The organism is Paenibacillus sp. RU5M (genome assembly GCF_900221055.1).
Lineage (GTDB): Bacteria > Bacillota > Bacilli > Paenibacillales > Paenibacillaceae > Paenibacillus > Paenibacillus marchantiae.
This window is the reverse complement of record NZ_OBQM01000004.1, coordinates 472,590-486,247: the sequence shown is the minus strand read 5'-3', so window position 1 is coordinate 486,247 and position 13,658 is coordinate 472,590. Positions and strand designations below refer to the sequence as shown.

10 protein-coding genes are annotated in these 13,658 nt (G+C 47.6%); 1 reads left to right on the top strand and 9 read right to left on the bottom strand.

Annotation, left to right across the window (positions count from 1 at the left end; all coding sequences use genetic code 11):
* Positions 1-56 precede the first annotated feature (56 nt).
* The 6 genes from argF to argC all read right to left on the bottom strand — a co-directional run bounded on the left by argF (position 57) and on the right by argC (position 6,407).
* Entirely contained in the window at positions 57-1,025 is a 969-nt protein-coding gene (gene argF, locus CRO25_RS15910; RefSeq protein WP_072733580.1) for an ornithine carbamoyltransferase, read from the bottom strand.
* A 199-nt stretch (positions 1,026-1,224) separates the two neighbouring features.
* Positions 1,225-2,481: an acetylornithine transaminase gene (locus CRO25_RS15905; protein WP_079695664.1), complete on the bottom strand. Its 1,257-nt coding sequence runs from the start codon at positions 2,479-2,481 to the stop codon at positions 1,225-1,227.
* A 365-nt stretch (positions 2,482-2,846) separates the two neighbouring features.
* Complete coding sequence (gene argB / locus CRO25_RS15900; RefSeq protein WP_079695663.1) at positions 2,847-3,686, bottom strand: acetylglutamate kinase; 840 nt, start codon at positions 3,684-3,686, stop codon at positions 2,847-2,849.
* Between the two features lie 74 nt (positions 3,687-3,760).
* Positions 3,761-3,910, bottom strand: a complete 150-nt coding sequence (locus tag CRO25_RS33395; RefSeq protein ID WP_179132192.1) for a hypothetical protein — start codon at positions 3,908-3,910, stop codon at positions 3,761-3,763.
* A 92-nt stretch (positions 3,911-4,002) separates the two neighbouring features.
* The gene (gene argJ / locus CRO25_RS15895) at positions 4,003-5,241 is read right to left on the bottom strand and encodes a bifunctional glutamate N-acetyltransferase/amino-acid acetyltransferase ArgJ (RefSeq protein WP_079695662.1); all 1,239 of its coding nucleotides are present in this window, start codon (positions 5,239-5,241) and stop codon (positions 4,003-4,005) included.
* 116 nt (positions 5,242-5,357) lie between these two features.
* On the bottom strand, positions 5,358-6,407 hold the full coding sequence (gene argC, locus CRO25_RS15890; RefSeq protein ID WP_072733584.1) for an N-acetyl-gamma-glutamyl-phosphate reductase: 1,050 nt from the start codon (positions 6,405-6,407) through the stop codon (positions 5,358-5,360).
* 330 nt (positions 6,408-6,737) lie between these two features.
* Here argC and cls point away from each other — a divergent pair, with 330 nt between their 5' ends.
* On the top strand, positions 6,738-8,186 hold the full coding sequence (gene cls, locus CRO25_RS15885) for a cardiolipin synthase (RefSeq protein WP_079695661.1): 1,449 nt from the start codon (positions 6,738-6,740) through the stop codon (positions 8,184-8,186).
* 225 nt (positions 8,187-8,411) lie between these two features.
* Here the strand turns inward: cls and CRO25_RS15880 are convergent, their stop codons facing one another.
* The 3 genes from CRO25_RS15880 to secA all read right to left on the bottom strand — a co-directional run bounded on the left by CRO25_RS15880 (position 8,412) and on the right by secA (position 13,469).
* Positions 8,412-9,317: a YitT family protein gene (locus tag CRO25_RS15880; RefSeq protein ID WP_063567523.1), complete on the bottom strand. Its 906-nt coding sequence runs from the start codon at positions 9,315-9,317 to the stop codon at positions 8,412-8,414.
* Between the two features lie 98 nt (positions 9,318-9,415).
* Positions 9,416-10,529, bottom strand: a protein-coding gene (prfB, locus tag CRO25_RS15875; protein ID WP_097115779.1) for a peptide chain release factor 2 whose coding sequence is annotated in 2 segments (ribosomal slippage) — positions 9,416-10,456 and positions 10,458-10,529 — 1,113 coding nt in all. Because the reading frame shifts where the segments join, the coding sequence is not laid out codon by codon here.
* A gap of 435 nt (positions 10,530-10,964) precedes the next feature.
* Positions 10,965-13,469, bottom strand: a complete 2,505-nt coding sequence (secA, locus tag CRO25_RS15870; RefSeq protein WP_063567525.1) for a preprotein translocase subunit SecA — start codon at positions 13,467-13,469, stop codon at positions 10,965-10,967.
* Between the last annotated feature and the right edge of the window lie 189 nt (positions 13,470-13,658).

Genomic DNA, 13,658 nt, shown 5'->3' with positions numbered 1-13,658 from the left:
TTTATCTATCATCGCGAAATCTGCGCCTAAAATCAACCCATTCAGGCAAACAGCATCTATTCGCTCATTAACGCAGCCATCAATGCTTTCTGCGCATGCAGTCGGTTCTCCGCCTGATCAAAGATCAGGGAGTTAGGTCCGTCAATTACCCCAGCACTCACTTCTTCTCCGCGGTGAGCTGGCAGGCAGTGCAGGAACATATAATCCGGCTTCGCGCCTTTCATCAGTTCCTCATCGACCTGATACGCAGCGAATGCTTGTTCACGAATCTTCTGTTCCTCTTCAAAACCCATGCTCGCCCATACATCCGTATACACGATATCCGCATCTTTCACAGCTTCCTGAGCACTGTACGTTACAGTCACCTGTGAGCCGCTCTCCTGTGCAATGCTGCGCGCCTGCTCTACAACTGCGCTGTCAGGCTCATATCCTTCCGGAGTCGCTACCGCAACATGCATACCCATCTTCGCTGCACCAAGCATAAGGGAATGAGCCATGTTATTGCCGTCTCCGACATAAGCCATTTTCAGACCTTCCAGCTTGCCTTTGTGCTCCAGCACAGTTTGGAAGTCTGCGAGTACTTGGCACGGATGTGCTGCATCGCTCAGTCCATTAATAACCGGAATATCCGCATGTTGTGCCAGTTCAGTCACATTATGGTGTCCAAAGGTACGAATCATGATGCCGTCCAGGTAACGTGACAGGACTTTGGCTGTATCATGTGTCGTTTCCCCGCGACCGAGTTGGATATCATTTTTGCTCAGGAAGAGCGCGTGTCCGCCCAGTTGGAACATACCGACTTCAAAAGATACACGCGTACGTGTAGATGATTTTTCAAAAATGAGTCCGATCGTTTTGCCTTGGAGTGGCTGATACGGCACACCGTTTTTTTGTTTGCCTTTAATCTCAATCGCAAGGTCCAGCAAATAGCGGATTTCCTCCGCTGTATAATCTGTAAATTCAATGAAATCTCGGCCTCTAAGATCGACCTTCTGTACCTTTTCCGTCTGTTGCGCTTGTGTCATGTTAGTGTTGTCCTCCTTATTTCCGGTTCCCTGCACCCGCATGGGCAGAAAAGTGTAGAAGGTTGATATCTTGCCATCCGACTACTCACTTTCATCTTCCGCTAGTTTACCGCGCGGCTACAGGGATTCATGATTCATCATTTAGTTCCGCTTCGAGGCCCATGAAGGCCCCGAGTCAGAAAGGTTGTATAAAGCCTTATTAAGCGTTCTTCGCCGCAACATGCTCTTCAATCAACGTAGCAACCAAGGATACCGCCTCATCGATCTCTTCCTTGCTCACATACAAGTTTGGAAGCAGACGAATGACATTCGGTCCTGCGGAAACAAAGAGAATGCCTCGTTTCTGACCAGCAAGCACGATGTCGCCTACCGCTTCAGCACATTCGATTCCAACAAGCAGACCCAAACCCCGAACTTCTTTTACAAACGAATTATCAGCCAAACGCTCCCGCAGAGAGTTCATCAGGTATTCACCCATTTCAGCGGCACGTTCTGGCAGGTGATCTTCGAGCATGGTTTCAATCGTTGCAATGACAACGGAGGAAGCAAGCGGTGTACCGCCAAATGTTGTTGCATGACTGCCTGCAGTAAACGCATCCTTCAGATAACCTTTACCTAGCATCGCACCTACAGGGAATCCACTACCAATACCTTTGGCTACCGTGAAAATGTCCGGCTCAATGCCATAATGCTCATGCGCGAACAGTTTGCCTGTACGTCCCATTCCGGTCTGTACTTCGTCCACAATCAACAGCAGTCCGTGCTCTTCACACAGTTTGCGAACGTGGTGGACAAAATCTGGTTTGACCGGATGCACGCCACCCTCGGCTTGCACCATCTCCAGCATGATTGCTGCTGTATTGGGTCCGATTGCCGCTTCGAGAGCCGCTGTGTCATGCAATGGTACAGTTACGAATCCGGCTGGCAATGGCAAAAATCCTTCTTTCACCTTATCCTGCCCAGTTGCTGTCAAAGTTGCGAGTGTCCGTCCGTGGAAGGATTGGGCAAATGTAATGACTTCGTACCGACCTGTGCCTTTTACCTTCTGGTGATAGCGACGAGCCAGTTTGATTGCCGCTTCATTCGCTTCTGCACCACTGTTACAGAAGAATACGGCGTCTGCGCACGTATTTGCTGTCAACAAAGCCGCTGCTTTTTCCTGACCTGGAATCTGGAACAGGTTGGATACATGCCACAGCTCATCAATCTGAGCTTTCAGCTTGGCTCCGACTTTCTCCGGTGCATGGCCCAGACTCGTTACAGCCAACCCGCACATGAAATCAAGATAACGATTGCCCTGATCATCCCACAGCCAGCTACCTTTTCCTTTGACCAGACTGATTGGATAGCGCGCATACGTTTGGAAAAGAGAGCTTTCCGTCTGTGCTGTTGCACCTGTCGCTGCTACGCCCGCTACTGCTGTGCCAGAACCTGGCTGTTCATTGCCTTTTGCCATCACCTATCACTCCTTATTTGTTGGTATGAGTACACTAGGCAAACCATATAAGCTAAACCTGCTTTCCACAAGGCCACTCCGATTGCAGTCCACCTTCCGAACATATGCATACTCCCACTTCGATGACAGAACAACCTTCCGATCGCTGTTATCCCCAGATTTCTTTGATTAATTGTTTAAAGGTGGAAATCCAGTGATAAAGGCGCACGCTCCGCTTCTTCAGGTTATTTCTGTCCTCTCCGTTCTCGCGTTTTTGTTTCTTCAGATTGGTACTGCACTCTCCGTTCTCGTGTCATGTCCAGTTCATCTTATATAAAAAATGCCGTGTACATAATGTTGATTCCTCTGGTTATCACAACTTCACCTTACTGCATACGGATAATTCGGGTTCCGATCGTTTCTCCGCCGAGCACACGGCTCAGGATCTGTGGTTCGCTGCCATCTACGATGATGACCTCACGCACTTTGCCGTGAATACAAGCGATGGCTGCACGTACCTTTGGAATCATGCCGCCATAGATTTCTCCGGTTTGGATCATATCCTCAATTTCCTGTACAGAGACGGATGGCAGTACTTTTTTCTCGCCGCCTACATTCTTCATGATGCCAGGGACATCGGTTACTACGATCATCCGACTCACTCCGAGATGGGAAGCTACCGCACCTGCGGCTGTATCCGCATTGATGTTATAGCGCTGCCCGGATGCATCCACACCAACTGGCGCAATAACTGGCATATAGCCCATTCCCACAATACCTTGAATAATCTCCGCGTTAACGCCCGTCACGTCACCTACCCAACCGATCTCTGCGTGGTTGCTAACCGGTTTCGCTTGAATCAAACCACCGTCCACACCCGACAATCCCAGCGCACGTCCACCAACACGTTGGATTAAACGTACGATCTGTTTGTTAATACTCCCCGCAAGAACCATCTCCACGACGTCCAGCACGGGTTCCGTTGTTTTGCGCAATCCGTTCACAAACTCGGTCTCAATGCCCAGCTTCGCCAAGTTATCCGAGATCGCAGGGCCGCCGCCATGTACGATGACAGGCTGAGTTCCCTGGGACTGCAAGTCACGCAGATCTGCAAAAAAGGATTCAGGCAACGCCGCCAGCGTGCTGCCTCCGCATTTCATTACAAACGTCTGCTTCTCGGCACCTGCTTCAGTTCCGGTACTCTCATTTTGCAATGTTGAATTCATGAGGACACTCCTTTCAACTCAAATATTCTAAAATGCCTAACACTTAATAAATCTATATTAGACGGGTCTAGCCGTTACAAATTCGGATCGTTCTTTTGATCGCTGTTGTCTCCAGGTTTTTTGATTCCCTTTTTAACGGGAAAACCCGGAGACAAAGGCGCACGCTTCGCTTCTACAGAATCGATTCCGACTTTTTCACTATCCCCGTCAATGATCAAACTCAAAAAGTTTAATCCTTATAGTTGTTCGACATATTTTTGTAAAGCAGCTTTTCAATAATGAAGCTGCTAGATTAACTAAAACTAACCACAAAATATTACGTGCGGTATGCCGCGTTAATTCGTACATAGTCATACGTCAGGTCACAGCCCCAAGCGATGGATGTTCCCTCGCCGTGGTGCAGATCGACCACAATGCGTACGGTATCGGTCTGCAAGTAGGCCAGCGCCGCTTCTTCGTCGAATACGACTGGACGGGATTGTTCAAGTACAGAGATGTCTCCCAGACGGATATCCACCGTCTCCGGGTTCACTGGCTGTCCAGCGCGCCCTACGGCTGCAATAATCCGTCCCCAGTTGGCATCAGCGCCAAACATCGCGGATTTCACCAGGCTGGACCCAATGACGGTCTTTGCAATAGCTTGCGCGGATTCATCACTTACCGCACCCGTTACCTGTACTTCAACCAGCTTGGTTGCTCCTTCGCCATCGCGAGCAATAGCTTTGGCAAGCACTTCGCACACATAAGTGAATCCGGCAGCAAAAGCATCCCAATCCGGATGTTCCACGGTCAGTTCTTCGTTCCCTGCCAGACCGCTGGACATTGCTACAAGCATGTCGTTCGTACTTGTATCTCCATCCACTGTAATCATGTTAAATGTATGATTGGTCGCCTGGCGTAACAGCCGCTGCAACGCTTCTGCACCAATGACCGCATCAGAGGTCATAAAGGCCAGCATGGTCGCCATATTCGGATGAATCATCCCCGATCCCTTGGCAGCACCAGCAATCGTAATCGTTTTGCCGTTCACCTCAACAGAGACGCAGGCTTCTTTTTTCACCAAATCGGTTGTCAGAATAGCTTGGGAAAAATGCTCCGCTTCTTCTGCTTCTTTGCCCAAACGTGCCGGAAGTCCGCTAATCCCCGAGTGTACAGCGTCCATCTTCAGCAATTCACCAATGACACCTGTAGAAGCGACAGCAACATCCTCTTCTGCTACTCCCAATTCACGTGCAGCCGCCGTACGCATGGCGTAGGCATCCTCTTCACCTTGTTGTCCAGTACACGCATTGGCATTCCCGCTGTTCACGATGACTGCCTGAAGGCGTCCATTGCTCAAGCTCTCACGTGTGACTTTCAAAGGTGCAGCCTGGAACACGTTCGTTGTATACACCGCAGCTGCAGTTGCCGGCACGTCACAGCGGATCGCTCCGATATCGTTACGAGACGTTTTTTTCAATCCGCAGTGCAGTCCACCAGCAGTGAACCCGTGCGGGGTTACAATCGTTCCGTTCTCAACTATAGTAAAAGCCTTTTGCTCCACATTTGTTCCCATATGTTATCCCCCGTTATGCGTTCGGCTGCATGCCGATTGTCCGCTTGCTTTGCCTGATCCGTCTTCCCCACGTGGTTTCGGAATTGCGTCTAGACACTCTCCCAATGATTCAACCCTTATGGATATACCGGCGTCATGTTCAGCCCGAGGTTCTCCTCCCATCCCATCATCAGGTTCATATTTTGAATGGCTTGCCCGGATGCACCTTTTACCAGGTTGTCGATGACCGAAATAATCGTCAAACGACCTGTACGAGGGTCAGCTGCAAATCCGATATCACAATAGTTCGATCCGTACACTTCCTTCGTTGAAGGCCAGATCCCCGGCTCACGTACACGCACGAACGGCCGATTCTCATAATATTTGCGGTACAGATCAACGATTTCACGGTCACTGTGTTCACCAGTTAGATTGGCATACATCGTACTCATAATTCCACGCGTCATCGGTACCAGTTGAGTTGTGAATGTTACAGTGACTGGAGTTCCAGTGATATTCCCCAGCACTTGCTCAATTTCAGGAATATGCTGATGTTTGTTCAGTTTATATGCTTTGAAGTTCTCATTCATTTCTGCATAATGATTCGTCAAACTTGTTCCCCGTCCCGCACCCGACACTCCAGATTTGGCATCAATAATAATACTGGAAGGATCAATCCATCCTGCTTCAACAGCTGGAATCAATCCGAGTAACGTAGCCGTTGGGTAACAGCCTGGGTTGGAAATAAAGTTTTTGCCCTTCACTTCGTCGCCATACACCTCTGCCATGCCGTATACCGCCTGTTCCAGCAATGAAGCAGATGGTGCCGGATGTTTATACCACTCTTCATACACCGTTCCATCCTTGAGTCTGAAGTCTCCAGACAGATCAATGACCTTAAGACCCGCTTCAAGCAGACTCGGAACGAGCTTTGCGCTTACACCAGACGGGGTTGCTGTGAACACCAGATCTGCACGACTTGCGATCTCAGCCGGGTCTACGCCGTCGAGTGGCCTCTGAATCACGTCCGTCAAATGCGGGAATCCATCTGCGATGGACTCACCACTGCTGGATGAAGAGATTACCGAAGTAATTTCAACCTGCGGATGGTTCTGGAAAAAACGAATCAGCTCCACCCCGCCGTAGCCGGTGGAACCGACGATTGCCACTTTTAATTTGTTATTCACTCTCGCTCCCCCAATCTTGTCGTATGCGCTACTTATACTGTTCTCCTGCTCCCAATGAGCTTTCATACAGCAATTCCGTCGCTTCTATGCATATTTGTGTATTATTATACGACTCTAGTTATATAAATACAACACTCTATCATCAATTTTACATGGATTCTCATCGCTTCCGAACATATCTTTCCAACATCTGCGGACGAACCCGTATACTTCTGCTAAAATACGTATTATAGGAAACATTACAATCAGGATCTAATTCATAATCAATCTACACGATAAAGGGTTTATGAATGGATTCATGATGGTCATTATGAGACATGGGGGACTACAGTGCATATCGAATCCATTTTACTTGTTGTACTCCTGGGCCTGAATATTATTTTCGCTGCAGCGGTCGTTTTCTTCGAACGAAAGGATGCCAGTGCATCCTGGGCTTGGCTGCTCGTCTTGAACTTTATTCCGGTGTTCGGGTTTGTACTCTACTTATTAACAGGGCAAAACCTGACGCGCTACCGACTTTTCCAGTGGAAAGAGCGCAAGAAGCTTGGGCTTGAAGAACGTATTGCTGCCCAGCTTGCACAGCTGCAAGACAATAGAACACCTTTCCGTAATCAAGCGACAGAGAGTAGTCAGGACATGATATATATGAACCTGAAGCAAAACGATGCTCTGTTGACGGAAGACAACGCGGTCGAGATTATTACCGACGGAACAGACAAATTTCAGCGGTTGCTCGATGATATCGAGGCAGCAAAAGATCATGTTCACGTGCAATATTACATTTATAGAGGCGACCGACTCGGTAAAAGAATCCGGGATGCACTTATTCGTAAAGCGCGAGAAGGTGTCAAAGTTCGTCTGCTGTATGACGCGCTGGGATCGCGGCGGGTATCCAAACGTTTTTTCAAAGAATTACGCGAAGCAGGCGGTTTAGTTGAGGTCTTTTTCCCATCCAAATTCAGTTTGATCAACCTACGTATGAACTACCGAAATCACCGTAAAATCGTCATCATTGATGGCAACCTTGGATATACAGGCGGGTTTAATGTAGGGGATGAATATCTCGGGTTGAATTCCAAGTTCGGTTACTGGCGCGATACTCATTTGCGTATTCAGGGTAATGCTGTTCATGCTCTTCAGACTCGTTTTCTCCTGGATTGGAATGAAGCGTCCAAGCAGCACGATACACCATATGTTCCGGCGCATTTCCCTCATATTGAGGGCACAGGAACAACTGCTATGCAGATTGTATCCAGCGGACCGGATGCAGAGACAGAGCATATTAAGAACAGTTATCTGAAAATGATTAATGGAGCCAAACATTCGATTCTGATCCAAACACCTTATTTTATTCCAGATGCCAGTGTATTCGAAGCCATTCGTCTTGCGTGCCTGTCAGGAATCGATGTTCGCATTATGATTCCAAATAAACCGGATCACGCCTTTGTATATTGGGCTACGCTATCTTATATCGGTGAGTTGTTAAAAGTGGGAGCAACCGTGTTCATCTACGATAACGGCTTTATTCATGCCAAAACGCTCATTATCGACAGTATGGTCGCATCTGTGGGAACCGCTAATATTGATTACCGCAGCTTCCGATTGAACTTTGAGGTAAATGCATTTATGTATGACGAGGCGATTGCGACTACTCTTGTGCAGACGTTTGAGCATGATCTTCTTGTATCCCGTGAGATGACGCTTGATGAATACAATAAACGCAGTGTGAAGATCAAATTTAAAGAAGCGATTTCTCGTCTGCTGTCTCCGATTCTGTAAATACAGTAGTTATAGCAGATACAGTAAGTAGTACAGTGATTTCCGTTCCAAAAGACAAAACAAAAAGCAGGTACTTCCTTTCCAGCTATTTCTGGTGGAGGAGTACCTGCTTTTTTAGATTATATATTTACTTTCTTATAAGTTAAACGAATGTCCTCTAGAGTGCTCTCCGTTATCATGTGAATGTGTTAAGTTTGATTTATAGAGTGCCCTACTCGCTGTACCTTACAATTCCCCACGCTTAAAGCCTTCGCCCAGTACTTCATGCGCATTGCTAATAATGACAAAAGCCCCAGGGTCCACTGACCGAATTAAAGCTTTTAGTCTCGGCACCTCATTCTGTCCAACGACCACCATCAGTACGGTTCGCTGATCATCGGTGTAACCACCTTTTGCCTCCAGCTTCGTCAGTCCGCGATCCAGATCATCCAGAATCACCTTCGTAATCGGTTCGGTCTGGTTGGAAATAATATAAGCTACCTTGGAGTTACCAAGCCCCATCTCGACGGCATCAATGACTTTTCCGGTAACGTATAACCCGATCAGAGCAAAGAGTGACTGCTCCAATGACAATACAAAGGCTGCCATAATAATGACCGTAGCATCCATCATCACAACGCAAAGAGAGTAACTCAGTCCGCTGTATTTCTGAACGATTCTGGCCAGAATACTCATGCCGCCTGTTGAACCTCTACCTCGGTATACAATTCCAATCCCGAGACCAACCCCAATTCCTCCATAGAGAGAACCGAGCAGTGGATTCGTTGTTGGAATGGCCCAGTCTTTCGTAAGATATACAAACAGTGGCAGTACAACGCTGCCGAGTACAGAACGTATACCATACTGCTTGCCAATCAGGAGAAAACCCGCGATCAGAAGTGGAATATTAATAGCCCACTGGGTGTATGCCGGCTCAAGTCCCAGCCAATGTTTGCCTAATATCGATAACCCGGATACCCCACCTGAAGCAATCTGGTTCGGAAGTAAAAATAAATTAAAGGCCACGGCAATCAAAAACGAACCTAAAATAATGGATACGGTATCTACAACATTTCTCCATGGGCCGTTCAGGGGAATGAGCGTGGTTAGCCTCTTCTTGCGGTTATTGTGTAACTGCTGTTGCTGTTGCATGTCATCTTGCTCTCCTTTTTTGTATATATGCTCAAAAAAAGCCCCTGTATACACCCAGCATACGCCTACACGTATCGGGTCTATACAGGAACTTTTGATTAATCGGTATCTACTTTAATCTGGCTACGCAAATAACCATCGATGAATCCATCGAGGTCGCCATCCATTACTGCTCCTGTGTTTCCAGTCTCCACGCTCGTACGGTGATCCTTTACCATACTATAGGGATGGAACACATAGGACCGAATTTGGCTACCCCACGCAATATCCGACTGTTCTCCTCGGATTTCGTCCAGATGTTGTTTTTGTTCTTCAATTTTACGCTCATACAATTTGGAACGAAGCATCGTCATCGCCCGCTCACGGTTCTTGATCTGTGACCGTTCATTCTGGCACGTTACAACCACACCTGTTGGAAGGTGAGTAATCCGTACGGCTGAGTCGGTGGTATTGATATGCTGTCCACCCGCGCCACTCGCACGGTACGTATCGATCTTGAGATCTTCTGTCCGAATGTCCAATTCAATGGTGTCATCAATCTCAGGAACCACATCACAGGATACGAAGGAAGTATGTCTGCGTCCTGATGAGTCAAAAGGTGAGATCCGTACCAATCGGTGGACACCCTTTTCGGCTTTCAGATACCCATAAGCATTGTGCCCCTTGATGGATAGCGTGACACTCTTGATTCCTGCTTCATCTCCTGCCAGATAATCCAGCACCTCAACCTTGAAACCACGTTTCTCGGCCCAGCGTGTATACATTCGCATCAGCATCTGTCCCCAGTCCTGTGACTCGGTACCACCAGCACCCGGGTGAAGCTCCAGAATCGCATTCATCTTGTCATACGGCTGATTCAGGAGAAGTTGTAGCTCGAACGCTTCTACCTTGCTCACGATGGCTGTCACGCTGTTGCCGATCTCCACAGCCAGATCATCATCGCCTTCTTCGTCAGCCAGTTCTGCCATCATGACCGCATCATCATAATCCTGCTGCAGCTTGGTGTATTGATCCACAGATCCCTTCACCGCGTTCAGCTCGGCGATTAAGGATTGTGCCTTGTCATTATCATCCCAGAAATCCGGGGCGGACATCTTCACCTCGAAGTTCTCAATCATCTCTTGCTTAAGATCTAAGTCAAAGAGACCCCCTAAGATTTGTTAGTTTCTTGCCTATTTCACGCAGGTCCTGCTTCACGCTTGGATCGATCATGTGCAATTCCTCTTTTCATTAAGATAAGCTCCCCGCATCCAGGGCATTCCTCCAGATCAAGTATCCGATGCTTCACCTTGGAGTCTAGGTTACCTTTATATCGGCAATCCTCTTCTCCTTGATCATGGTCACATAGTTATAACTATGCACCAATTACAGGTTATGCATCCTTCACTTGATCATTTGGAATACCCGGCTGCAAGGAGCCGTTCATGTCATTCTATTTAAGTTGATCAAACATTCGTTACACCTTACCACTCCGATTGCAGTAGCATCTTCCGATCGCTCTTATCCCCAGATTTTCTCGATTTCCTCTCACAAGGGAAAAATCCGGTGATAAAGGCGAACGCGTAGCTTCTCCAGATTGCTTCCGCACTCTCCGTTATGGTGTAAAAAATTTAGATCCAAATTATACACAGGGTAATAAAAGAGAGTCTACTCTTGACCGTGGCAGTGTTTAAACTTTTTGCCGCTGCCACATGGACAAGCATCGTTACGTCCGATTTGGTCAGACACTTTTACCGGACGTTTCTCCGTAGGTTCGCCGCTTGTCGAGATCTGACTTTCGTCAACAACCGCTTGACGCTCCTGGTTGCTCTCGATTTGTGCTCTCATCACATAGGTTGCCACTTCTTCCTGAATCGAAGCAATCATCTGATGGAACATTTCGAAGCCTTCGAATTGGTACTCACGCAGTGGATCTGTACCGCCGTAGGCACGAAGGTGGATACCTTGACGCAATTGATCCATCGCATCAATATGATCCATCCATTTGCTATCTACTGCACGGAGCACAACCACTTTCTCGAATTCACGAACCATCTCTTCACCGATTCGCTCTTCACGTGCATTGTACTTGTTCTGAACTTTCTCAAACAGGTAGTCGATAATTTCTTCTGCTTCTTTGCCCCACAGATCATCTTTCGTTACTGAACCTTCATCCAGCAGTTTGCTGTTCATGTAGTCGGCAACTTCCTGCAGTTCCCAGTTTTCCGGAATATCATCACTGCAATGAGCTTCCACAATACGTTCAATGGAAGGTTTGATCATATCCATAACGATCTGTTTGATGTTCTCGGACTCAAGCACCTCACGGCGTTGTTTATATATAATCTCACGTTGTTGGTTCATAACATCATCATATTGGAGAACGACTTTACGTACGTCAAAGTTATTACCTTCAACCCGTTTTTGTGCCGACTCGACCGCACGGGTAATCATCCGGCTCTCAATCGGTTGGTCTTCTTCAAAACCAAGACGCTCCATCATGTTCAGTACATTGTCTGCACCGAAACGTCTCATCAGTTCATCACCCAGTGACAGGTAGAACTGTGTAGAACCTGGGTCACCTTGACGTCCTGCACGTCCACGCAGCTGGTTATCAATCCGGCGAGATTCGTGACGCTCTGTACCGATGATATGAAGGCCGCCCACTTCAGCTACACCTTCGCCCAGGATAATATCTGTACCCCGTCCAGCCATGTTGGTTGCAATCGTTACTGCACCGGCTTGTCCAGCTCCTGTGATGATCTCCGCTTCTTCCGCGTGATATTTGGCGTTCAATACTTGGTGACGGACACCACGGCGTTTCAGCATATCAGAAATACGCTCGGAGTTTTCGATGGAGACCGTACCAACCAAAACCGGTTGGTTCTTGCTGTGACGTGCCACGATTTCTTCCACAACCGCGTTGAACTTGCCATCGATGCTCTTGTACACCACATCAGCCATATCATCCCGTTTGTTTGGACGGTTGGTTGGAATCTGCAATACTTCGAGACCGTAGATTTTTTTGAACTCTTCTTCCTCGGTCTTCGCTGTACCCGTCATTCCCGCGAGCTTGCGGTACATCCGGAAATAGTTCTGGAAGGTAATCGTAGCAAGAGTCATGCTCTCGTTCTGTACTTCAATGCCTTCTTTGGCTTCGATCGCTTGGTGCAATCCATCGCTATAACGACGTCCTGCCATCAGACGGCCTGTGAACTCATCGACGATCAGTACTTCTTCATCACTCACCACATAGTCAACGTCACGACGCATGATTACGTTAGCTTTCAATCCCTGTACGATGTGATGGTTGAGCGTAACATTGGCATGATCATACAAGTTTTCGATACCAAATGCTTTCTCCGCCTTCGCCACACCAGCTTCAGTCAAAGCTACGGATTTCACCTTGATGTCCACCGTAAAGTCTTCTTCTGGAACCAGACGTTTCACGAAACGGTCAGCTGCATAGTACAGATCTGTCGATTTCTGAGCTTGTCCGGAAATGATCAGAGGTGTACGTGCCTCATCGACCAGAATGGAGTCCACTTCATCAATGATACAGAAGAACAAAGGACGTTGTACCATCTGCTCTTTGTACAACACCATGTTGTCACGCAGATAGTCAAAGCCAAATTCATTATTCGTTCCGTACGTAATATCACATGCATAAGCATGTTGTTTCAAAGCATGGTCCATACCGCTCAGGTTAACCCCTACCGTCATGCCCATGAATTCATAAATTTGTCCCATTTCCTGGCTATCCCGTTGAGCCAAATAATCATTGACTGTTACCACGTGTACACCTTTGGACGTCAATGCATTCAGGTATACCGGGAGTGTTCCTACCAGTGTCTTACCTTCACCCGTCTTCATCTCTGAAATCCGGCCTTCATGCAGGGCAATGCCTCCGAGCATCTGTACGTCATAGTGACGTTTGCCCAGTACACGGCGAGATGCCTCACGTACGGTTGCAAATGCTTCAGGAAGAAGTTCATCTGTTGTTTCTCCCTTTTCAATGCGGGCACGGAATTCATCCGTTTTGGATTTCAGTTGTTCATCAGACAGAGCCTGAAATTGTGGTTCCAGTTTATTGATTACATCGACTGTCTTCATCAGACGTTTAACATCACGTTCGTTCATGTCGCCGAAGATCTTTTTGACAAGTCCTAGCATGGTATACCCCTTTCGTGCAAAACAGAATAGACCCCCTGCTGCCGCCGCGCGACACCATCGGATGGATATGTATCCACTTGCCCGGGGGTGACAAACGATATAAAAAATAATATAAATGAATCAACTCCAGGCTTGCCAAGGTTCCCTCATGAAGCTGATTCGGTATTCAACCGGATCCGGTTATTAGAA